The organism is Paenibacillus amylolyticus, assembly GCF_051136285.1.
In the GTDB taxonomy this organism is placed as follows: Bacteria; Bacillota; Bacilli; order Paenibacillales; family Paenibacillaceae; genus Paenibacillus; species Paenibacillus amylolyticus_F.
On the sequence record NZ_CP194938.1, the window covers coordinates 801087 to 825076 of the forward strand.

Below are 23990 nucleotides of genomic sequence, written 5' to 3' on the forward strand. Positions count from 1 at the left end.
AGTTACTATATAAATGTATATTAACCTATAATACTAATCTACAATTCTTTTGTCAAATAATCAAAATTGATCTGGACTGTATGTAGTTTTTCTTTTTACGAATTAAATATGCAAAAAAAAACGAGTAGTCTTCGAGATTACCCGTCTTTTGGTTCCATCCTGTTTTCATACCCCTCAACGAGAAGGAAAAATTTCACTTATCTATTCATTAAACAAATTATTCATTTTGCAAACCGCTAAGCGGATCTTTCAGACTGTTGATGTTATTAATCAATTCCGGAATTCCTGTTTTTTCCCAATTCTCTGCAGTAACCCCCTGCTCGGCGATCGTTGTCTCGAATTGATTAACAACCTCTGTCAGTTGATTATTATAACTAACGAGATTTTCATGAATATTCTCTCCAATTGCGGGCGCACTCAACTGGGAAAATTCTGCCGCTTCCGCTTGAATCAGATCGATCTTCTCTTGAATCTGACCCGTTACCCCCGGATTGTTAACGGCATCCGCTGCAAGTTGTTGCAGCTCCGTTCCAGCACTTGATACCTGTTCTATATAATCTGTCGCACCGCTTACATAATTCAAACTTTGATTCGCTTGCTCCACGATAGAACAAGCGGACATCAGAAGCATACTGGATACGATAATAGCAGTCATCATAATCTTGCGTGTTCTTTTTTGCCTGGGCATGATCATCTCCCTTTCTTCATCTCAAATGATGGTTCCACTTCTAATGATACTTGTTCGCAATGCTATATTCAAATGAGTCTGCGTGCCTTTGCATTACGATGTATAATAGGAGAATCATACAATAAAGGGATGTCATCATTATGCTTCAGGTCTTGAATCAACGCTTGAACCGCATCATGCCACTGATTACCCCCAGCAGTATTATCATTGGTGTATTGTGCGGCAGTTTTTTATCTTCTTACACGTACTTGTCACCTTGGCTTTTTGCCTTCATGACGTTTGCAGGTAGCATTAGTCTAAGCGTACGAGATTTTGTGAATGTGCTGAAAAAGCCCTTTCCCCTGTTTGTTTGTCTGCTAATCTTGCATTTGGCTATGCCACTTATCGCGCTGGGCATGGGTCATCTGGTGTTTCCAACAGATGCTTATACCATCACAGGACTTGTTCTCGCTGCTGTTATTCCGACAGGGATTAGCAGCTTTATATGGGTGAGTATCTACCGGGGAAATATTGCGCTTACGCTTTCCATTATACTCATCGATACCTTGCTAGCTCCGTTTGTTGTGCCTGGTGTGTTATCTCTGCTTGTTAGCACAAGTGTTACCCTCGATACGGCAGCCATGATGAGCAGCCTCTTCTGGATGATTGTGTTTCCGTCTCTGCTGGGCATGCTCCTCAATGAATGGACTAAAGGACGCATCGTACCTGTATGGGGCCCTCGGCTTAATCCATTATCCAAGTTGTTTATGGCTTCGGTCGTTGCTATTAATGGCTCCGTGGTTGCACCATATCTGGCTAACTTCAACTGGCGCTTGGCCGGGCTTGCAGTGATCATTGTTTTCCTCGCTTCCTTCGGCTATGCGCTTAGTTATTTTATAGCGAAGTGGCTGGGCTGGAATGAAGCAGATCAAGTGGCTCTTGTCTTTAACGGCGGGATGCGTAATATTAGCGCTGGCGCCGTTCTTGCAGTTACTTATTTCCCGCCGCCTGTTGCCGTTCCTGTCGTGTTAGGCATGGTATTCCAGCAGATGCTCGCTTCCCTTTCAGGGTACTTGCTCGGCAGGCGTTCCGAGCTATTGCGCAACTCGGACAAAACTTCAGCGGCTTGACTTCGATTTCACTTGCACAAAATAGAATGAAAAAAGCTCCTGAACTGTCACTTGGAGATGACAGATTCAAGAGCCTTTTCACATTATATAAGAAAATCACTTATTTCGGTTGAATGTATCCTTCCGCTTTGAGCAGTTCTGCAATCAGTACAGCACCGCCTGCTGCTCCGCGAAGCGTGTTATGGGATAATCCCACGAATTTGTAATCATACAGGGAGTCTTCACGCAAACGACCTGTAGATACGCCCATCCCCCGCTCGATATCACGATCCAGCTTGGTCTGTGGTCTGTTCTCTTCTTCAAAATACGTAATGAACTGTTTCGGTGCGCTTGGCAGAGCCAACTCTTGTGGACGGCCTTTGAACTGCAACCAACGCTCCAAAATTTCATCTTTGCTCGGTTTTTTCTCAAAGTTCACGAACACAGTAGCCAGATGTCCGTCAGTTACCGGCACGCGAATACATTGTGTCGTAATGAGTGGTGCGGATGCTTTGACGATCTGGTTGTTCTCAACACTACCCCAGATGCGAAGTGGCTCCTGCTCACTTTTTTCTTCTTCGCCACCAATGTAAGGAATAACGTTATCTAACATGTCAGGCCAGTCCGTGAAGTTTTTTCCTGCACCAGAGATTGCCTGATATGTTGAAGCAACAACCTGTGTTGGATTAAATTCACGCAACGCATGTAACGCTGGCACATAACTCTGGATGGAGCAGTTTGGTTTTACAGCAATGAAACCTGTTGTTGTACCCAAACGTTTTCTCTGTGCTTCAATAACAGCCAAATGACCCGGGTTAATCTCAGGCACAACCATCGGCACATCAGCGGTCCAACGATGAGCGGAGTTGTTGGACACCACAGGAGTACCCGTTTTGGCATAAGCCTCTTCCAGTGCCTGAATTTCATTTTTTTTCATATCTACCGCGCAGAAAATAAAATCTACCTGGCTCGCAAAAGCTTCCACTTGGGATGCATCTTGTACCACAATGTTTTTCACCGGCTCAGGAATCGGAACCGCAAGCTTCCATCTTCCCTGAACGGACTCTTCATATGTTTTGCCTGCCGAGTTGGCACTTGCAGAAATCGCTGTTACTTCAAACCACGGATGTTGATCCAGCAGGTCTACAAAACGCTGACCTACCATTCCTGTTCCTCCGACAATACCGACTTTTAATTTTGCTGACATGGAATCATCATTTCCTTTCGATTTGAATGAGATCATTTGTTATTCTCATTGTACATGGGATTGGAAGCTTTCATTTCCCCTATCATTCACACTATTCAGGCCAATTCAAAGCGTGTAATCACGGCTCCGAAAAAACCAAAAAATCCCATCCCCAAGACATTGTCTCAGGGACGAGATTGAACACTCGTGGTACCACCCAGATTCGAAAATATGTCGCCATATTCACCTCTTCAAGTATGTGAAAGATGACCAAGCTACCTAATATAAGTTGAGATAATTATCATTTACACGAAACTCTCCGTTGTTGTGTAAAATAAAAGTTCAACTAATTGAGATGCTGTCCTCATCCGTTTATACTTTAGCTCTATAACAGGAGCACCTGTCACACCATCCTTCAGCTTGAGCTGATTCCGATGTGCTGCTCAGAGTCTTTATTCGATAAAAGTTTCTTTACTCCTTTTCAGCTGCCGGAGCTCTCTGATGAAAGAATGATTTTTATCTACTCGTCTCGTCGTTGCATTTGATATTGCGATTATAATATCAAAATTCCAGTACGGAAGTAAACACATTTTTTTTATAATTGATGTTCCAGTTCACTCATTATTTCATTATTTACCTCTTAAACCGATTTAAGTCCCTCTTTTAACACAAACTCCTCTTTGGTTAAACCAAATAAAAGCAGGTCATGATACTTGCCATCCGTATACACAACTTGACGACGCACCCCTTCCTGTACACATCCAAGTTTTCTCATCAGCGCAGCAGAAGCTTCATTCCCTTCGAGAACAGCGTCATTAAACTTATTCAGCCTGCGTTCAAAGAAGGCGTATTTTAACAAAATACGAATGGTTCTTGTTCCATATCCTTGGCCCCGATGATCCCTGTCAATCTGGATGCCAATACTGAACGTGCCATTTCTCTCGTCAATACTGTTTAGGTTCACTGCGCCAACATTGCTACCGTGCATGTCCTCAATTGTAAACATCAAACGACCATGAGCCATTGTAAATCCTGAGAAGGAATCAGCAAATCTTTTGGATTCTTCATGTGTTGGTGGCAGTTCTACTGCACATTCCAGAAGCCTGCGTGCTGGCGTGTCAAAACGGTTGTAAAAATGCGTCTCCCAATCTTCCTCACGCAAAGCACGCAAACGAATCTTCTCATCCTGCCAATAATAACTGCTGTAGTTGATTTCTCTCATGTTCCAATCCCCCATCCGGTTCGCATACTCTTCAACATACGTTTCAAAATAACTCATCCAATTATAACCAAAAAGATAAAACCAAAATAGCCCCCATACAGGATGATCCTGTCGGAGGCTTGGTTAAAGTGAGTGAAGCTTAATCTAAGCTAACAGAACATCCTTACATCTTGCCTGGATATTGAGGTTCATGCACATCATCCGGTACCGTTTCATCAAAAACATCCTGACCCGGATAATCCCGAACCTCTCCCTCATGAAGCTCATGATTCTCGTAATCAAAACGGTGTGCAGTCCTCTGATCCACCCGCCATGGGGAGCTCTTCCCAAGCGATTCAGACAGCAAGGATGAACCGTAAGGGCCCTCTGGAAACTCCTCAAGCGTAATGTCATTCCGCTGTGATTCTACGGTGGACACATCGGTATATTCATGTCTGTCTTCTTGCAAAAACTTCTCATCCATCACTCGTGCCTCCTGATCGTCTTGAGATGATCAACGCACCTTTAAGGTGGGCGAAGCGGGAAGATTTTATGCATTTTTCTTGGAAAACACTGCGTTTCAGCTGCTGATGCCGCAAGCGAATCAGCACTTCCATCCGCGCCATTACAAGTGCCGCAACGATACCAGCACGGCAAATACGAGCAACCCAAGGATACCAATTCGGGTATCCCGCCTGCTCCACGACAACAGTGAGGAACGAGCGCCAAACGCATTGTTCTCTCTCACCTTACGCATCTCCATTGCAATCGTCATATCCTCTGCACGCTGGAACAGCGCCATGAGCAGCGGAATAACCATGGGTCCCAGATCCCGTATGCGTACCGAGTTGGGTTTCAGTGCCACTTTTCCCCGCGCCCGTACGATCAGGGAGAACCGTTGCCACTCACCCCAGAGTAGCGGAATAAACCGAAAGATGAGTGATACTGCAAGTGCAAACGAGGCTACAGGCAGCCTTATCTTTCGACCATAAGCCAGTACCCAGTTCAGTCCTTCAACCATTCGCCCGTACGGCGTTGTTAGCGAGAACCACAAGCTTGCAAGCGTTACGATGAATAAGCGGTAAAGATTCAATAATGTTCCCTCAGCCTGTGTTAGAGAAAACCCCCATTGAAACCCGCCTTCTCCCGTAGTCAGAGTACTGCCTGATAACGCTGTAGACAGGAGAAAAAAGATCAATAGCGGCTTCATCAGCTTGATACAGCCCATCAGCATCTGACGCGGCAGTAAAGCTAGCGCACCGACCACAGGCATCAAAGTTAAGGTCAATCCGCCCCACTGATGCTGAAGCATTGCTGCTGTAACGAGCAAAACATACAAAGTCCATTTTAAGCGAGGGTCCATCATGCTCTTCAAATCGCTGGGAGAACTCAGAGTAGGTGACGTTATGTCTACATCATTAAACGCTGGAGCTGGTTCCAGGGATACATGGGCATCTGCTTTTGAATTAACTGCTGTTGATAATCCTGAAGATGTTCCTTTCGCTAATGCTACTGTCCCTTTATCGCACTCGCCGTTGGACGAAGTCGATGTCCTCTCCTTTGCTGCTCGCATAATTGATTCCGCCATCTCTTCCGGCGTTATCGTTGGAGAATTGATCTGCACTCCTGCTGCCCGCAACTGTTCTGCTAGTCGCATCGATGGCGGTAGACCAATCCCGGCCTGCACCAGCCGCTCTGGCTCGTTATGTAATTCGAGCGGGGTCATATCTGCAACAAGACGACCTTGCTTCAATAAAAGCACACGGTCTGCGTGTGGTAAAAACGTATCCAGATCATGAGTAGCGATCACGGCTCCTCCCCCTGCCACACGATGCCCATGCAGTGATTTCAGAAGCAGCGCTACACTCTGTTTCTCAAGACCTGCGCTAGGCTCATCCAGCAAAAGCCAGTCTGGTTTTGTCACTTGACCAAGTGCAAGCCCTAGCCTTCGTTTTTCTCCACCGCTTAGGGCAAAAGGAGATTTGTGCAACTGAAAACGCCGCTCACTGTTGTCCCCTTGAGGAGGGTCCCAATGTGCCAGCGTTTCTTCAACCTGCAACTCCTGCTCGGCTTTATTCAGATGATAAGGGCGTAATGAATACAGGAACTCCCGTTTGATATTCCGCGCAAACAATTGCTGTTCCGGAAACTGAAATACCAGTCCTGTTTGCAGTAGCATAGATCCAGGAACTTTACCTTGCACCCACATCGACTCTCCTGCAAGCTTCACATCACCAGAATCCGGCGGTTTAAGACCCGCAATGCTCTGCAGTAGCGTTGTTTTACCAGATCCGGTGCAGCCGAGTAGCAACGTAATCTCACCAGGTTGCAGTGTCATATTAACCTGATCCAGCAAAACCCGTTTACTCACATCTGAGGCACGAATGCAAACATCTTGTAATTCAATCATCAGCGTGCAACCTCCTTGGCAAGTTGCTCGGGCCTAAGTGGCATGGAATCTGGCAATTCTCCCTTCTTTTTCAATATTAGAGAAGTCTTGACTGTAAAAGGCGGTTCCAGTCCCAACTTCTCACAAGGCGATTGAACCTCTTCACACGGCTTCGTACCTGCTACAGACTCCATTGCTGATGCCGCCGGATAGAAAAAAGATTCCGGTACACCGTCATACACACACTCCCCCTTATGCATCGCAATAATACGGTCACATAAGGTCGCTTCCTCCAGATGATGAGTAATCCAGATCACCGCTGTACCTTGACTTGTCATGGTCTGAACAATATGTTCTATTCGATCTCTAGCATCCGGATCAAGCATGGCCGTAGGCTCATCCATAATGAATACATCCGGCTTGGCTGCAAGAGCTGTTGCGATGTTTAGCAACTGCTTTTGTCCGCCTGACAGTGGAGCAATCGTTGCATCTGCTGAGAGATGGAGTCCCACGGTCTGCAAAGCATCCTGTCTGCGCATCATTTTCTCAACATCCGATATATGTAAATGCGATAACGCAAAATGAAACTCCTCTTCAATGGTATCTCCCAGTACCTGCGCATCGGGCTGCTGTAATACACCGCGAATGATGAGATTGTCCGGGACTTCTCGTTCGCCACCAGATAAAGGAATATAACCGAGCAGTAATCCGGCAAGCGTGCTTTTCCCACTGCCATTCGCCCCTACGATACTCAACCATTCCCCGGATTTGAGCGTAAGCGTGACGCCATCCAGCGCCTTTTTTACTTCTCCGCCTTCAGCAGCATAGTGCACACGTACATCTTGCAATGAAATGATAGGTAACTTGTCTTGCATTTCAAAATTAGTCCTTTCGTATTCTGCTTTTATATGATAATATGCTAATCGTCAACCAAATAAACAAATATGGTTAACAATTATTTTACCAAAATCGAAAGGATTGTACAAACATGAAATTATCTTTGCGAGGCATCGTATTCAGCGCACTAATGGCTGCCATTCTTGTTCTTTTCGGATACATAAGCATTCCCATTGGCTTCTCCCCAGTGCCCATTACGTTGCAAACATTAGCGATTATGTTAGCTGGCGGGTTACTTGGCCCACTCTATGGCTTTCTAAGTATTGCTCTTGTCGTTGTGCTTACCGCCCTTGGTTTTCCTCTTCTGCACGGTACAGGAGGACTTGCCGTTCTGCTTGGCCCTACAGGGGGATACGTAGTCATATGGCCATTTGCCGCATTGCTGATTGGTTTGCTACTCTCCAAAGTCCAGATTCGGGGCTTTACAGGTTATTTTCTTGCGTTTATCATCATTGAACTGTTCGGGTCCTTGTTAATCTATGTCACAGGTGTTCCTTGGCTGGCTTATCGATACAATATGACACTATCCAATGCGATGATCCAGGGCTTCTATCCTTATATTATCGGTGATCTGATCAAGGCTGTATTTGCCACCATCATCATCGCCCCTGTGCGCACGGTCTATCCGCCTCAGCGTCTGACAAACCATATACATTCCGGTGTAATAAAAGCGAATTAATCGTAAACCACTTCAAATAACTAAATCATTATGATCTCATGACAAACAACCGCCAAATCTTTCTTGGCGGTTGTTTGTTCTATCTTGTCCTATCTTGTTCTATTCAGTTCTATCCACTTCATTTGGAGCCATACATTATGCCAGCAATCTACTTAAGCTCACCCAGCCTCTGTACCAACAATTTTTAAGAGCATATCCTTGTTGTTTACCTGGCCTGTAGCTTGCGGAACTACGTCACTGTAATCTGCTGAATTCGTTACAATAATTGGTGTTACAGTATGATAACCAGCCGCTTTAATTTGTTCAATATCAAATTCCAACAGCAGATCACCTGCCTTCACTCTGTCGCCTTCTTCGATGTAAGAGATAAAATGCTGTCCATCAAGTTTAACGGTATCCACACCCACATGTACCAAGATCTCAGCGCCTGAATCCGAAACGACAGCCAGTGCATGTTTCTTTTTGAAAGCCACAGTTACTGTACCGTCAAAAGGAGCAACAACCCGGCCTGTTGATGGCTCAATCGCGATCCCTTTACCCATCGCGCCTGAAGCAAATGCTGGATCAGGAACCTCGGATAAATCAACAATTCTGCCTTGGATCGGGCTTAATACTGCTTGATCCGAAGTAGTCTTGACCTGAACAGAAGACTTCGAAGAAGTATTTTGGCTATGTCCAGCACCATTACCAGCAGACTGTCCCGATTCTGCCTTTGTTTCTTCATCATCGACAGGGTCTTTGAAGCCCATGATATACGTTAATACTGCGGACACAATGAAAGAAGCGGTGATACCGATAATCAAGCCTGGGAAACCTTGACCACCCGGTCCGTAGAAGATCGGCAAAGTCAGCAATCCAGGTGCACCGGAAGCAAAAGCTTGCGTACCTGCCTGACCGATAATAGCACCACCGACCGCACCCCCGATAACCCCTGCAATAAATGGACGTTTCAGCGGCAACGTTACACCGTAAATGGCTGGCTCAGTAATTCCGAACAGCGCTGTAAGTGTTGATGATCCAGCGAGTGTTTTTAATTTTTTATTTTTCGTTTTGAGCATGACTCCGAACGCTGCACCCGTTTGAGCAAAAACCGAAGCTGTCGCTGCCGGTTTTACACCATCCTGACCGTGTACGGCAATGTTATTAATGAATACAGGCACCAGACCCCAGTGTACACCGAAGATAACGAGCAACTGCCAGCTTGCACCCATCACTGCACCAGCAAGCAACGGGCTGAATCCAAATGCAGCCACCATCGCCGATGCAATGCCGTCACCAACATATACACCAAATGGTCCAAAGACAAGTAATGTGAGCGGAACCATAATAACAAGCAAAAATAGCGGTGTAACAAAGTTTTTAATACTATCGTGAAGTACCTTATTGAAGAATTTCTCCAGCTTGCTCATCACAATAACGGCAAGAATGATTGGAATGACGGTCGAAGCATAACTCATCAGGACTACAGGAATACCGAAAAAGTCTGTTGGCGTTCCTTCCGTTTTCAACTGAATAATCGTTGGATAGATCAGTGCTCCTGCTATGGTCAATGCGACAAATGCATTTCCTTGGAACTTACGTGCTGTTGTAACCGCTAACAGCAACGGCAAGAAGTGGAACAAACTATCTGCTGCTGCATACAGAATGATATAGGTCGTGTCTGTCTTCTCCAACCAACCGACATTGTTGGCAATCAGCAACAACCCTTTTAAAATACCGGCTCCTGCCATAACACCAAGTAGTGGCGCGAAAATACTGGAGATGACGTCTATAATGCCGCCTAGCCCTTTGACCTTTTTGCTGCTTTTTTCTTTACCGGATGAATCATCCAGAATATTGCTGATCTGACCAATCGCTTGATAGACCTCGGGAACCTTATTACCCACGACAACCTGGAATTGGCCACCGTTTTCCTTAACGGCAATGACACCTTCCGTTTTCTCCAAACCTGCTTTGTCGGCCTTGGAATCATCCTTCAAAACAAACCGCAACCGAGTTGCACAGTGTACCAGTGATTGTACGTTTTTCTCACCGCCAACCCGTTCAACAATCTCTCTAGCCAATTTCTCTTGACTCATGATATGCCCCTCCTACGTGTTGTCTAACAGGCTTTTTACCGATTTTTTTGCACACAAAAAACCTAAGCCTTGAGTAAGTGAACACACGGGTTCCACTTCTCATGACTTAGGTTTTGCCTGCATAACCAGTAACAATCCCAGTTAAATCGTATTCAATTCCTGTTACAAACATAATATTATAATTTAACCATTTATGTCAATCATTTAATTTTAACGGTTAACAACTCGTTCAATGTGCACCGTAAGATATAACTTTTCCTCGTTTGTTAGCTCATGATCGTATTCTTTTTTGACAAACAATGCAATCTTCTCTACACACGCCGCCGCTTCAGGATGTTTCTCCTTAATCATGTCGTAAAAATGATCATAATTATTATCGTAATGCGTCCCGCTAAGCACTCGCTGGGAGAAAAACTTGAGATGTGTGATAAAACGGAAGTAGCTGAGAGACTCTTCGTCAAACTCCATTTTAAAATGATACTTGGCGATATTAATAATCTGCTGGATAAACTTCGTAATATTCATCGTTGTAATGACTTCTTCGTTCATCTCGGCATTCACGATATGTAGCGCAATAAACGCCGCTTCATCCGGTGGAAGCTCAATGTTCATCCGGCTGTTGATCTGCTCCAGCGTACGTAGCCCAAGCCCGAATTCAACTTTGTATAGTTGCTTGATCTCCCACATCAATGCGTTTTTAATCTCAATCCCCTCATGGTAACGCTCGATGGCAAAATGAATATGATCTGTAAGCGAAACATAAATGTTCTCGTTCAATTTACGCCCCAGATTATCGCGGGCATGGGTGATCATTTCCTCCACAATTTCAACAAGTTCCATCGGAACTTCACGCAGCAATGTTTTGAAATTATCGGAGGTCTGTTTGTTTTTCAAAGCAAACACTTTCTGAATCCGGGTCTCGTCTACTTTATCTCCCGGCTTTTTCTTAAAGGCAATCCCACGTCCCATCACCACAAGCTCTGCTCCGTCGGCCTGATAGATGCTAATGACGTTATTGTTGATAACCTTTGCTATTTTCACTTCAATCCCCCCGTCACGTTCCACTCTCTAGTCGCAGTGATATATCCAATTATGGGCATACAAAAAAAACCTGGAGCATCACAAAATAAACGAGACGTGGCAGTCTGCTTTTTGAGTGCTCAGGTTTTGCCTACTTGTGATGTAGTAACAATCCCAGAAATGATATATTTGCGTCAAGTATAGCGTGAACTGCGTTAGATGTCAACGCTTTCAAGGAGCAGACATCAGGAAGTTACATGAATTCATGCAACTTCCGATGTTTGGAAGCAAGTGTTTTCCAATAACTCCTGAAACTACTTGTCTCCCAGATCTGTTCCGCCGGATGCGATCACATTTTTATACCATTCGAAGCTTTTCTTTTTGATACGAGTCAATTCACCCTTACCTTCATTGTCACGATCCACATAGATATAACCGTAACGCTTTCTCATCTCGCCCGAAGATGCACTAACGATGTCGATCGGCCCCCAGCTGGTATAACCAATGATGTTGCAACCATCCTGAATGGCTTCGCCCATCTCCGCCACATGGCGTTTCAGATAATCAATTCGGTACGAATCATCAACTTCACCCTCAGGAGTAACCTCATCATGTGCACCAAAGCCATTTTCCACCACAAACAGCGGTTTCTGATAACGGTCATGTAGCTGGTTCGCCGTAATCCGGAAACCTTTGGGATCAACCGTCCATCCCCACTCCGATTTGGCCAGGTATGGATTGGCTATGGAGCCGAACACGTTGCCGCTTGTCATATTTTTGTTCACTTCAGGGTCTGTACTGGTTGTCCGACTGGAATAATAACTGAAGCCGATGTAATCCACTGTATGGTTACGCAAAATGTCTGCATCCTGCGGCTCCATCACAATGTTCAGGTTGTGGTCCTTGAAGAAACGTTTAGCGTAACCTGGATACTCGCCGCGTGACTGTACATCGATGAAGAAGTAGGATTCTCTGTCCTTCTCCATGCCCTGGAATACATCTTCCGGATTACATGTGTACGGGTAGAAACTGCCTGCTGCAAGCATACAGCCAATCATCGCATCAGGAATGATTTTATGACAAGCTTTAACGGCAAGTGCACTTGCAACGAGCTGGTGGTGTGCCGCTTGATATTGAATTTCTTTGATATTGTCGCCTTCGTTAAACGCCAGTCCGGCTCCAAGGAAAGGTAGATGAAGAAGCATATTAATCTCGTTGAACGTCATCCAGTATTTCACCTTGTCTTGGTAACGCGTAAATACCGTTTTGGCGTATGTCTCAAACAAATCCACCAACTTGCGGCTTCTCCAGCTGCCATATTGCTCGATCAGATGTACAGGTACATCAAAGTGAGCCAGCGTAACCACCGGCTCGATGCCATGTTTCAAGAGTTCATCGAACAGGTCATCGTAAAATTGTAAGCCCGCTTCATTCGGCTCTGCGTCCTCACCTGTCGGGAAAATACGTGCCCAAGCGATGGACACACGTAATGCTTTGAACCCCATTTCGGCAAAAAGAGCGATATCTTGCGGGTATCTATGATAGAAGTCAATTGCTTCATGTGATGGATAAAACTCACTGGCTAGTGGTGTGAACGCCGGAACGTTCCCTTTCATAATGCTCCTCCGGTTTTCTCCTGTTGGTAGCAGGTCAACAATGCTCAGGCCTTTGCCACCTTCAAGGTATGCTCCCTCTGCCTGATTGGCTGCAATCGCTCCACCCCACAGAAAGTTTTCAGGAAATTTAAATGTTGTCATTTGTATTCTCCTTTCAAATATGTAGTTCAAATGATCCGCCCCTATACTGCCTTCCAGGCTTGCCCCTAAGAAAATAGAAAAAACCCGAACCAGCCTGTACACACCTAGTGTGTGTCACAAGCCAGCTCAGGTTATGCCCTTATTCGGTAACATTCCCAGAAAACATTATGCGGATTAGGTAAAACATTACCAAGAAACAGGAAATATGTCAACGAACACGAGTCATTAACATATGCTTTATGGTTCATTTACGGGCATTTTACAGGTCATTTCTTAAATTATACAAACACTAATTCACAGATCATCACAAGTTATAAAATGCGGCACAGTTATCTCCAAAAATCAGCTGCTGCTCTGCTTCTGGCAAGCTCTGAACATGCGTTTGCAACAGATTAAACACCTCAGCATATGTACCCGCTACGGTGCATACAGGCCAGTCCGAGCCATACATCACTCGCTCTGATCCAAACGCTCGAAGTACTGTATCCAGATAAGGGGTAAAATCATCCTGTGTCCAACTGTTCCAATCCGCTTCAGTGACCATACCAGACAATTTACAGTAGACATTAGAACAGGATGCCATCGCTTCCATTGCTTCCTTCCAAGGAGATACAACACCCGCCTTAATATCAGGTTTAGCCAGATGATCAATGACAAAACGCTGCTGTGGAAACTTTTGAACCAACTCCACGGCATAAGGTAGCTGCTCCTTCGATACAAGCAAATCATAAGCCAGATTATACTGTTCCAGCAGGGCAATGCCTTGTTGGAAGTCTTTACGTAACACAAACTTTACATCCGGCTCATCTTGTATGACATGACGTACTCCCTTCAGCCACGGGTTAGCCGCAAACTTTTGCAGTTGAGATGAAGCTTCCTCAGAGCGCAGATCCACCCAGCCCACAACGCCTTTAATAAATTCGTGCTTGTCCGCAAGTTCGAGTAGCCAATTGGTTTCTTCAAGACTTTGCCGGGCCTGCACAGCTACACAGCCTGATACGCCGGAGTCCGTGAGGATTGGCTGCAAGTCTTCTGGCAGAAAAGAACGCTGAATCACGCTCATCTCTTCACCGATCCATCCATAATCACGGATGTTATAATTCCAGAAATGTTGATGTGCATCGAGTTTCATGTGATGTGCCCTCCTATGTTGTCCACGTTAATTCAAGTGTAATACCATTCAATTAAATATAAATCAAATACAGCAGATAAGCACTAATTTCCGAATGAATTTCATTCTAATTGTGACGGTATTTCCTTCCTGTTAACTGTGATATATTTACTGTTCAGAAAACGCTTTCAGTATTTGAGCACAACGAATCCAATTCAAAAGGAGATGTTATTGATGCGAAAAAAACGAAAGTCCATCCTCTCATTCACCGTGGCGGCCGCCTTGGTTCTGTCATTGTTCTCCGCCGCTATGGCTTCTGCAGCCACAGACAACCTCGACTCCGCCAGTAAAGAAGCCCCTGTAAGTGCAATGCAAACCTATGTTAACGCGATGCAACCTGGATGGAACTTGGGCAACTCGCTGGATGCTGTCGGGGATGATGAGACCGCTTGGGGTAACCCACGCATTACGAAAGAACTGATACAATCCATTGCCGATCAAGGGTACAAAAGCATTCGTATACCTGTTACTTGGGAAGCACACATTGGTGACAAACCTGAGTACACCATTGATACCGCTTACATAAATCGGGTTCAAGAAGTGGTCGGCTGGGCACTTGATGCCGATCTCTATGTCATGATCAATCTGCATCATGATTCCTGGCGCTGGATCAGCACCATGGAGAAGGACTATGATCATGTTCTTGCACGCTACAATGCCATATGGACTCAGATTGCAAACAAGTTCAAAGATGCTCCCGATAAGCTTATGTTTGAGAGTGTCAATGAACCCCGCTTCACCGAAGGCGGCACAACCAATGCAGCTACTGGATACCGCATGTTGGATACATTAAACACTTCTTTTCATCATATCGTAAGATCGTCTGGCGGAAACAACGAGACTCGCCCACTTGTACTGCCTACCATGCATACTTCATCAGCTCAACCCGACCTGGATGCGTTGAATCAGACGATCCAGAAACTAGATGATCCCAATCTCATTGCTACCGTACATTATTACGGCTTCTGGCCTTTCAGCGTGAACATCGCGGGATTCACCAAATTCAACGCCGAAGTGCAAAAGGATGTTAGCGATACGTTCGACCGCGTATATAACGCCTTCACAGCCAAAGGCATTCCAGTCCTCATCGGTGAGTATGGTTTGCTCGGGTTTGACCAACATACAGGTGTGATTGAACAAGGTGAAAAATTGAAGTTTTTTGAATTCGTTGGATATTATTCTCGTCAAAAAGAAATGACAACCATGCTCTGGGACAATGGACAACACTTTGGACGTACCAGCTTTACCTGGTCGGATCAACAGCTGTTTGATATGATCCGGGCTAGCTGGAGCGGTCGTTCCTCCACGGCAGAAACCGATCAGATTTATTTGAAACAACATGATCCCGTTCAGGATGTAAAAATTGCTCTCCATTATAATGGAAATCGGTTCTATTCGTTGAAAAACGGCACGACTCCCCTTGTTAGAGGGAAAGATTACACGATTCGAAAAGGTGTACTAACGTTAAAATCCGGTCTTCTCTCCCGGTTAACTGTCCAAGATAAGCTTGGCGTAAATGCTACACTGACAGCCAGCTTCAGTGAAGGTGCAGACTGGAAGCTGAATATTATTCAATACAACACACCTGTGTTGAATGATACCAAGGGTGAAACCAGTGCTTTTGCTATTCCTGCCACATTTGGCGGCGATCAACTCGCGACTATGGAAGCAACCTATGCGAATGGAGAAAACGCCGGCCCTCAGAACTGGACATCTTTTAAGGAATTCGCTTATACGTTCAGCCCGGATTATGAACGCAACGTTATTGAGCTGAAGCCTAACTTTTTCAACGATACGCAGGATGGCAAAATCCATCTCAAGTTCCACTTCTGGAGTGGTGATGTGATTGACTATACCATTACAAAGAATGGAACTCAGGTTACAGGTAGCTCTTCCTGATCTGCCCTTTATCCCACAACGTTCTGTCCAGTGCCTGTGCTCTGACAGAACGTTTTTTTATTTGTCTTTCTTCTCAGTCTCTTAGATACGACAAAAGATTGCATAACGTACAAGTCAACCTTCATACCTTTACGGTAATGAGGATTGAGGAGGAATTGACATGTTTAAACGTGTAGATCGTCTTGCTATTGAACTGCCTATATCGAATAATCCCGACCCCAACGGAGCCAGTGCCGTACAGGAATTGCTTGGTGGAAAATATGGCGAGATGTCAACGCTGAACAATTACATGTATCAGTCATTTAACTTCAGAGGCAGATCCAAGCTACGTCCCTTCTATGACATTGTCGCCAGTATTACGGCAGAGGAGTTCGGTCATGTCGAACTTGTCGCGAACACGATTAATCTGATGCTTGAAGGCTCGACCTCTCCTGGCGCTCCAGACTCCACTCCCCTCCGTATAGGCAAGGATGCACGTATGACTTCACATTTTATTGAATCCGCGCAGACAGCACTGCCCTATGATTCCATGGGAAGACCTTGGAACGGCTCATATGTCTTTAGCAGCGGTAACTTGATTTTGGATTTGCTGCATAACTTCTTTCTGGAATGTGGAGCAAGAACACATAAGATGAGAGTGTATGAAATGACCGACAACAATACGGCTCGTGAGATGACAGGTTACCTGCTTGTACGGGGCGGTGTGCATATTCTGGCTTATGCCAAAGCACTGGAGATTGCAACAGGTGTAGATGTAACCAAGCTGATCCCGATCCCCTCTCTGGATAACAAAGCGTTTGAGACCACACGCAAATGGGAAGCGATGGGTGAGCAACGCCGATTGTACACGTTCAGTGACAAGGATTATCAGCAGATTGCCCAGATTTGGAAAGGTGTACACCCCGATGGCGGCAAACTGGAGGCTTTTGCGGGCTTGCCGGGATATGGAGGGCCTATTCCCGAACTTCCCGACCTGCCAGAGGAATTCGCTCCAGGTATATCCCCAGAGGACTTTCTACAGATTGCAGAAAGGCTTAAACGAAACGCTGGACTATAATAGTCAAAGAAAAAGGGAAACCCGTGGCGTATGCCTCCACCGGGTTCCCCTTGTTTTTGTAGTTTTCATCTTATTTTTTCTTATATTGAACAGATTGAAATTGTTATTTTATATTCAGCTGAGATTGTTCTCATGCTGATGTAACGGTTACATTGTTTTACGGGCATTTACTTATTGTGACTCTGTAAACTCTACCGTCAGCACTTTTTTCCCGTTTGCTTGTACAATACCATTTGATATCGTTCTCACAGAAGCAATCGCTTCGTTACCGCTTGGGATTAGTACAGGAGTAATCAGCGGTAGTCCGGCCTCCTCGATGGTATTCATATCAAATTCAATGAGTAGTTGCCCGGCAACTACAGCATCCCCGCTTTTCACATGGGTTACAAAACCTTTGCCTTTCAATCCAACCGTATTGATACCAATATGAACTAGAAGTTGAACTCCTGTTTCATGCTCCAAAATGACAGCATGTTTGCTCTTATCCATCACATGCGCAACGACGCCATCGAATGGAGCAAATACTTTTCCTTCGGAAGGTTCAATCGCAATACCTTCGCCCATATGTTTTTCTGAAAATGCCGGATCAGGTACCTGCTCCAGTTCAACGACTCTACCATGGATCGGAGAAGCAATCTCCAGCATTTTCACTTTCGAGCGAGATGTCGTGATAACCGATACCGCTGTTGCCTGTGTCGATGCTGCTCCCGATGCTGATGACACGATCGTTGTATCAGTAGATGAAGCGCTGTCGGAAGCTGGTTCAACAGGTTGATCTTTATATCCGAAGAACCAGGTCAGTGCGAAGGCAATGGCCATAGCCGTGACGTTTGACAAGATGTACAAAGGCAATTGACTATTCAGATACAGAAGTGTTCCCGGAATGACCGTAACAGCCATACCCGTACCTTGCAAATGGAAGAGCGATGCGATGAAACCACCAACTGCACCCCCAACCAGACCCATCACAAACGGTTTCATATAACGCAGATTCACACCAAAGATCGCTGGTTCCGTGATCCCAAGGAATGCGGATAAAGATGAAGGAAGCGCGAGTGCTTTGAGCTTCTTATTTTTGGTTTTCAAACCAACGGCAAGACATGCCGCTCCCTGTGCAGCCATAGCACACGTAATGATTGCGTTAAACGGATTAAATCCGGTTTTCTCCAGTAATTGAATCTCCAGAAAGTTGAAAATATGATGTACACCCGTAACAACGATGATCTGATGGAAGAAACCAATAATAATACCTGCGATTCCATAAGGCAGATCGAGCACAGCCGTTGTGCCATGCAGTACCCACTCTTCAAGTGAGTGAAATACAGGGCCAATGGCGAACAGTCCTAGCGTAATCATAACCGTTAACGTAATGAATGGAGTCAGAATCAGATCCAGTGCCTCAGGCACACGTCTCCGCAATACCTTTTCAAACTTGGCACCGAGTAAACCTACAAAAAACGCAGGTAATACCGAGCCCTGATACCCTACAACGGGGATAAATCCGAACATATACAAGGGTTGCGCCGAACCATCGGCTACTGCATAAGCATTCGGCAGCGCTGGATTCACCAGCATCAGGCCGAGCACAATTCCGAGAACCGGACTTCCGCCAAATACGCGGAATGCAGACCAGGCAACAAGCGCAGGCAGGAATGCAAAAGCCGTATCCGTTAGAATCTGTGTGAACAACAAGAAGTTTGGTGAAATATCATCAGGCGTTGCACCGAACCATGCCAGAATTTCATTTTGAGTAAGCAGGCCACGCAGACCCATAAACAAACCTGTTGCCACGAGCACAGGAATGATCGGAACAAAGACATCACCAAATGTACGAACCGCTCGCTGGAATGCGTTGCCTTCCTTTTTCCCCTTACTCTTCACGTCTTCCTTCGATGATCCTTCAATCCCTAACTTCTCAACTTCTTCAAAGATTCGGTTGACCGTACCTGTGCCGAAGATGATCTGATACTGACCCGAGTTAAAAAAGGCACCTTTCACCTTGTCGATGTTTTCGACTTGCTTCTGATCAATCTGCTGCTTATCCTTCACCATTATGCGAAGCCGTGTTGCACAGTGTGCAAAGGAGGCGATATTGTCTTTTCCCCCAACGGCCTGGATGACTTCTTGGGCGATACGTTGATTATCCGACATGTTGTCTCATTCCTCTCTTATTCAATCTCATACTTCCACATGACCATTTTGAAGTCCGCCTTGCCCCCGTGTGCAAAAAATCGAATATCTGCACTTTCCCTGCTTGGGAAGATCCGGCTGGTGAAGACTTCCTGCCCATCGTTGATAAATATCTCAACCGAGGATGAATCCACGAACATACGCAGTTGGATTACATTGTGCACTTCTGAATCTACATCCAACGTACAGGAGCGAATCGTACCATTAACTTCGGAAAGTGCTGCACCAGACTTACTGCGATCCAGTATTAATTTGCGCTCCAGTCGATCATACTGAATGATCGTTTTCTCCGTATCACTCGCCCGAAACTCAATGCCCACAAGGTTGGCATCGTTCTGGCTTATCTCACATTCGAGTTCGTAAGCGATACCATAAAATCCTGCAAAGGATCGGCTTTCATTGTTAATCGTACTCTGAGCCTGGATACCTTGTTGCTCCCCGCGCAGCTGTGCCATTTCCGGAACCGGCTGCTGAACAAGCTTGTCACCTTGAATCGACAATTGACGCGGAATCGTTAAACAATGAGCCCATCCGCTGTCATCTGTGGGGTACGCCAGATCAGGAAGTCCCATCCACGCAACTAAAATGCGTCTTCCGTCCGGTGAATGCATCGTCTGCGGCGCATAAAAATCAAAACCCCGATCCAATTCGTGAAACTCGCCGTGTTTGAATTCTCTCGTCTCCAGATTCAGAGGCTCGCCGATGAGATAACCGGACTGATAAATGTTGTGGTATCGTTCTGCTTCCGCCTGAATGCCTTGTGGTGAGAAGATCAATACACCCTGACCCTCCATCTCCAGATAGTCTGGGCATTCCCACATGTAACCGAATGAAGGCAGTGTTGTAATGATCTCACCAAGAAACTTCCAATGTTTCAGATCTGCCGAGCGATACAGCACCGTGCATCCTGTCTCATCCGTTCGCTGTGCTCCAATGACACAATAACAAACATCATCGTGCTGCCACACCTTGGGATCTCGGAAATGCTCGGTATATCCGTCCGGTACATCAGAAATAACAGGATGTATGAATTTTGTGACTACATTCTCCTCATCCATGATCGCCAAGCACTGATAGGGATGTCTGATCCAGTTCTCATCCCGTGTATTTCCTGTGTAGATCAGGTTTAATTTACCGTCTTTTTCAATCGCACTTCCCGAATACGCTCCATGGGAATCATGAGGACCTCCCGGTTCAATGGCGATGCCAACATTCTCCCAGTTCACCAAATTGTTCGAGCGGGTATGATACCAGTATTTCATGCCATGCTCTGTTCCAAGAGGAAACCACTGATAGAACAGATGATAATAACCTTGATAATAGGAAAAGCCGTTAGGATCGTTAAGCAGACCGGTTACAGGCTGAATATGATAACTTTGTCTCCAGGAGCATGTAGCGATCTGAGCTTCCAGCTTGGCAATCTCTCCAGGCTCAGCTTGCTCAATCCGTCGGTAGAGCTGCTCTCTTGTCATTTTCATACGTCATATCAATCTCCAATCATGATGCAAAAATCAGAAGTCTTATGGTAGAGGAACCGGTTCCAAATCAAACAAAAAAAATAATTCCATGCAACTACTGTTGCTCGCCCTCATTCTCGTGTCTGAAGTAGCCAGATCTATGGAACCGGTTCGATGGAATTATCATAAGGGATCAATTTATATTTTGTCAACGCTTTCTCGGAGAATAAGTTCAACATCGAGGATGGTCTGTTTCCTTACACTCTCCCCTTCTACCAGCTGGCTAATGTGGCTCGCCGCAAGCTTGCCTGCCTGTAAATAATCATATTTTACCGTGGTCAACGTTGGATGAATCATCTCCGTAATATCGTACCCGCCAAACCCTGTCACTGATAATTGCTTAGGAATTCGAATTTTTTGGGAGGAAGCTGTTTTCATCACACCCATCGCAATATTATCTGTCGCTGCAACAATCAGGGTTGGTCTGTTTTCTTGCAGAATCTTCTCGGCTGTGATCACGGCTTCAGACATTTTGAAGCTTGTTTCGTAGTATCTGACATTACAATCGCTACACTCGTCAATCGCGCGTTTAAACCCTTGTTTACGATGAATACCTACAGCCTGATCCTTCTCGCCCACACCCATGAACACGATATCTCGGTGCCCCTGTTCAACCACATATTTCCCCATGATATAACCAGCCTGATCGTCATTATGAATCAGACAATGCAGCGACTCATGTTGCTGTCCCACCAGTAATACCGGAATCCGGATGTCCTCAATAGCTTTCAAGTGTGCCTCCGTGATTTCAGCAGCGAGCAGAATGATTCCGGACACCTTTTGTCTGGCAAAATCATAAATCGCATCGATCTCACGTTGCATATCCTGGCTCGTATTTGCAATGAGCATCTGATATTGAAGCCCTCGTAACTCCTCGTCAATACCGATCAACGTTTGGGATGTCGCATAAGAATCCAGCCGTGGAACAACCGTGCCAATAATGCTCGTCTTTTTCGCTTTGAGACTCTGTGCAAAGGTATTTGGAACATAATTATATTGTTTAATAATACGCTCAATCTTCTGACGGGTATCCTCGCTAACCGAGCCGCCATTCAGATAACGGGACACGGTACTCTTCGCCACGCCTGCCATTTGAGCGATATCTGAAATGTTTTTGTTCATAAGAAACTCCTCTGGTATCGATAAAATCGTTCATTTATGTATTATAACTCGAATCGTAAAGCTCAGCGAATACGGAAAAAGTCACACACCAGAGAAGCCCGATTCACACAGAAGCTCACACGAAGTGTGCTCCCTACGAACCGAGCTTGGCAAAGTTATTTTTCAACAGATAAATCTTGAAGCAATAGGTACAAATGATCCATCATTGCCCTCAAGTATCTAACTCAAACCTCAATAATAATCGGCAAAATCATCGGTCTGCGCTTAGTTTGCGCATAAATATAATGACCGATTTCATCCCTCAGTTTACGCTTCATCACATTCCACTGATTGACACCCGCACCCGTTAACTCATCCATCCGATTTACTACCCGCTCATGAATTTCTTTCATGAATTGTTCCGAATCCTTCACAAAGACAAAACCTCTGGAAATAATCTCCGGGGAGGCGACCATTTGTTTTTCAGTTTTGCTAAGCGTTGTTACAATGACCAGCATACCATCCGACGACAGCTGTCTGCGATCCCGAAGAACAATATTGCCTACGTCACCGATAATCAATCCGTCAACCAAGCTGTTGCCCGAAGCGATTTTGGGGCCTAGTGAAGCGACGCCTTCTTTGTACTCCACCATATCCCCGTTATTAACGATAAACACATGACTTGGCTCAATTCCGACCGATTCGGCAAGTTGTCTATGCTGATACAACATCCGGAATTCACCATGAATCGGAACGAGATAATCCGGCTTCATGAGGGTAAGCATCAGTTTCAGTTCTTCCTGACTGCCGTGCCCCGATACGTGCATACCTGCTGCACCGCTGGAGCCATAGATGACCCGCGCACCCAGAACATACAGGTTGTCGATGACATGGGCAAGGTTTCTTTCGTTACCGGGTATGGCTCCTGCTGCAATAATGACTGTATCTCCAGATTCAATACTAACTTGAGGATGTTTGCCTGCAGCTAGGCGGGACAAGGCAGCCATTGCCTCCCCCTGACTTCCGGTACATAACACAACGACCTGCTCGCGTGGAAACTGACCCGAATCTGCTGCCTCGATCAATAGCCCATCGGGCACGTCGAGATATCCGAGTTCACTTGCCACATTCACAACGTTAATCATGCTTCTTCCAAGCAGTGCAAGCTTACGTCCGGTCTGAAAAGCTGCGTTTACGATCTGTTGTACTCTGCTGATATTGGATGCGAAAGTAGAGATAAACACTTTTTGCTTGGCACGAATAAATGCGTCCAGAATATGATCCCCGACAACACGTTCCGAAGGTGTGAACCCTGGTCTTTCAGCATTCGTACTTTCCGAAAGCAGCACATGCACCCCCTGTTTTCCGATTTCGGCCATGCGATGTAAGTCAGGGAAAGGGCCATTTACAGGGGACATGTCAAATTTAAAGTCTCCCGTATGCACCACATTGCCTGCCGGCGTTTGAAAGAAAATACCCAGACAGTCCGGGATGCTGTGACTCGTTGCAAAAAAAGAAACGTCTATACTTCCCAGCGTGATCTGAGAGTTTGCGTCAATCGTATGCAGATCTGACTGGCGCAGCAAGTTATGCTCTCTCAATTTTAGCTCGATCAGACCACGAGTCAGCCTGGATGCGTAGACGGGAATGTTAATTTGTTTTAGAAGATACGGAATTCCGCCAATATGATCTTCATGTCCATGAGTGACAACAAGTGCCTTCACTTTATCCAGATTTTCGAGCAGATATGTTACATCCGGCACGATAAGATCAATTCCTGGCATCGTTTCATCAGGAAACTTAGAACCACAGTCAATCACAATGATGTCTTGATTGTACTGAATCAAATACATGTTTTTGCCGATTTCATTCACGCCGCCAAGTGCAGCAATATATAGTCTGTTATGAGCAAACTTCAAAATGCCTTCATCCTCCTTTACATAGCGATTCTCTGTATTTCTTGTGTATCCCTAGTATGGAAGGAATCCCCTTGGTTATGCATAAGGGCGGATATACATTATTATAAGATCCGAAAAAGTTCACTCTGGTAATCAATCAACATGGTTATACCC

Annotated in this window: 18 protein-coding genes and 1 other annotated feature; of the genes, 4 read left to right on the forward strand and 14 right to left on the reverse strand. The window is 45.4% G+C overall.

Annotation, left to right across the window (positions count from 1 at the left end; translation table 11 throughout):
• Positions 1–217: 217 nt before the first annotated feature.
• Positions 218–688, reverse strand: a complete 471-nt coding sequence (locus tag ACR8BL_RS03540; protein ID WP_434751335.1) for a DUF6376 family protein — start codon at positions 686–688, stop codon at positions 218–220.
• A gap of 140 nt (positions 689–828) precedes the next feature.
• Here ACR8BL_RS03540 and ACR8BL_RS03545 point away from each other — a divergent pair, with 140 nt between their 5' ends.
• Positions 829–1797 (forward strand): bile acid:sodium symporter family protein, encoded by a 969-nt coding sequence (locus ACR8BL_RS03545; RefSeq protein WP_434751336.1) that lies wholly within the window; start codon positions 829–831, stop codon positions 1795–1797.
• Positions 1798–1897: 100 nt separating this feature from the next.
• On the opposite strand, the gene asd is transcribed toward ACR8BL_RS03545, so the two are convergent.
• From asd to ACR8BL_RS03570, 5 genes are all read right to left on the reverse strand, one after another.
• Positions 1898–2983 carry an aspartate-semialdehyde dehydrogenase gene (asd, locus tag ACR8BL_RS03550; protein ID WP_434751337.1) on the reverse strand — a complete coding sequence of 362 codons (1086 nt, stop codon included), beginning with the start codon at positions 2981–2983 and terminating at the stop codon, positions 1898–1900.
• Between the two features lie 163 nt (positions 2984–3146).
• Positions 3147–3507, reverse strand: a binding site (T-box leader).
• Positions 3508–3602: 95 nt separating this feature from the next.
• Positions 3603–4241, reverse strand: coding sequence for a GNAT family N-acetyltransferase (locus ACR8BL_RS03555; protein ID WP_434751338.1), 639 nt, complete (start codon positions 4239–4241; stop codon positions 3603–3605).
• A 106-nt stretch (positions 4242–4347) separates the two neighbouring features.
• Positions 4348–4647: a hypothetical protein gene (locus ACR8BL_RS03560; protein WP_434751339.1), complete on the reverse strand. Its 300-nt coding sequence runs from the start codon at positions 4645–4647 to the stop codon at positions 4348–4350.
• Between the two features lie 141 nt (positions 4648–4788).
• Positions 4789–6573, reverse strand: coding sequence for an ATP-binding cassette domain-containing protein (locus tag ACR8BL_RS03565; protein WP_434751340.1), 1785 nt, complete (start codon positions 6571–6573; stop codon positions 4789–4791).
• Positions 6573–7427 carry an energy-coupling factor ABC transporter ATP-binding protein gene (locus tag ACR8BL_RS03570; protein ID WP_434751341.1) on the reverse strand — a complete coding sequence of 285 codons (855 nt, stop codon included), beginning with the start codon at positions 7425–7427 and terminating at the stop codon, positions 6573–6575. The genes ACR8BL_RS03565 and ACR8BL_RS03570 overlap by 1 nt, the downstream gene beginning before the upstream one ends.
• Before the next feature lie 113 nt (positions 7428–7540).
• Here ACR8BL_RS03570 and ACR8BL_RS03575 point away from each other — a divergent pair, with 113 nt between their 5' ends.
• A complete protein-coding gene (locus ACR8BL_RS03575; protein WP_434751342.1) occupies positions 7541–8128 on the forward strand; it encodes a biotin transporter BioY in 588 nt (195 codons plus the stop codon).
• A 158-nt stretch (positions 8129–8286) separates the two neighbouring features.
• On the opposite strand, the gene ACR8BL_RS03580 is transcribed toward ACR8BL_RS03575, so the two are convergent.
• The 4 genes from ACR8BL_RS03580 to ACR8BL_RS03595 all read right to left on the reverse strand — a co-directional run bounded on the left by ACR8BL_RS03580 (position 8287) and on the right by ACR8BL_RS03595 (position 14115).
• Complete coding sequence (locus ACR8BL_RS03580; protein ID WP_434751343.1) at positions 8287–10206, reverse strand: beta-glucoside-specific PTS transporter subunit IIABC; 1920 nt, start codon at positions 10204–10206, stop codon at positions 8287–8289.
• A gap of 210 nt (positions 10207–10416) precedes the next feature.
• Positions 10417–11247, reverse strand: a complete 831-nt coding sequence (gene licT, locus ACR8BL_RS03585; RefSeq protein WP_434751344.1) for a BglG family transcription antiterminator LicT — start codon at positions 11245–11247, stop codon at positions 10417–10419.
• Between the two features lie 293 nt (positions 11248–11540).
• Positions 11541–12983, reverse strand: a complete 1443-nt coding sequence (locus tag ACR8BL_RS03590) for a 6-phospho-beta-glucosidase (protein WP_434751345.1) — start codon at positions 12981–12983, stop codon at positions 11541–11543.
• A gap of 304 nt (positions 12984–13287) precedes the next feature.
• The gene (locus ACR8BL_RS03595; protein ID WP_434751346.1) at positions 13288–14115 is read right to left on the reverse strand and encodes an amidohydrolase family protein; all 828 of its coding nucleotides are present in this window, start codon (positions 14113–14115) and stop codon (positions 13288–13290) included.
• A gap of 210 nt (positions 14116–14325) precedes the next feature.
• On the opposite strand from ACR8BL_RS03595, the gene ACR8BL_RS03600 reads away from it, so the two are divergent.
• Together ACR8BL_RS03600 and ACR8BL_RS03605 are read left to right on the forward strand one after the other, a co-directional pair.
• Positions 14326–16053: a cellulase family glycosylhydrolase gene (locus ACR8BL_RS03600; protein ID WP_434751347.1), complete on the forward strand. Its 1728-nt coding sequence runs from the start codon at positions 14326–14328 to the stop codon at positions 16051–16053.
• Between the two features lie 160 nt (positions 16054–16213).
• On the forward strand, positions 16214–17110 hold the full coding sequence (locus ACR8BL_RS03605; RefSeq protein WP_434751348.1) for a manganese catalase family protein: 897 nt from the start codon (positions 16214–16216) through the stop codon (positions 17108–17110).
• A 171-nt stretch (positions 17111–17281) separates the two neighbouring features.
• Here the strand turns inward: ACR8BL_RS03605 and ACR8BL_RS03610 are convergent, their stop codons facing one another.
• From ACR8BL_RS03610 to ACR8BL_RS03625, 4 genes are all read right to left on the reverse strand, one after another.
• Positions 17282–19261: a sucrose-specific PTS transporter subunit IIBC gene (locus ACR8BL_RS03610; protein ID WP_434751349.1), complete on the reverse strand. Its 1980-nt coding sequence runs from the start codon at positions 19259–19261 to the stop codon at positions 17282–17284.
• 17 nt (positions 19262–19278) lie between these two features.
• Positions 19279–20778, reverse strand: coding sequence for a glycoside hydrolase family 32 protein (locus ACR8BL_RS03615; protein WP_434751350.1), 1500 nt, complete (start codon positions 20776–20778; stop codon positions 19279–19281).
• A 177-nt stretch (positions 20779–20955) separates the two neighbouring features.
• Positions 20956–21939, reverse strand: coding sequence for a LacI family DNA-binding transcriptional regulator (locus ACR8BL_RS03620; RefSeq protein WP_434751351.1), 984 nt, complete (start codon positions 21937–21939; stop codon positions 20956–20958).
• A gap of 224 nt (positions 21940–22163) precedes the next feature.
• Entirely contained in the window at positions 22164–23837 is a 1674-nt protein-coding gene (locus ACR8BL_RS03625) for a ribonuclease J (RefSeq protein ID WP_434751352.1), read from the reverse strand.
• Positions 23838–23990: the final 153 nt, after the last annotated feature.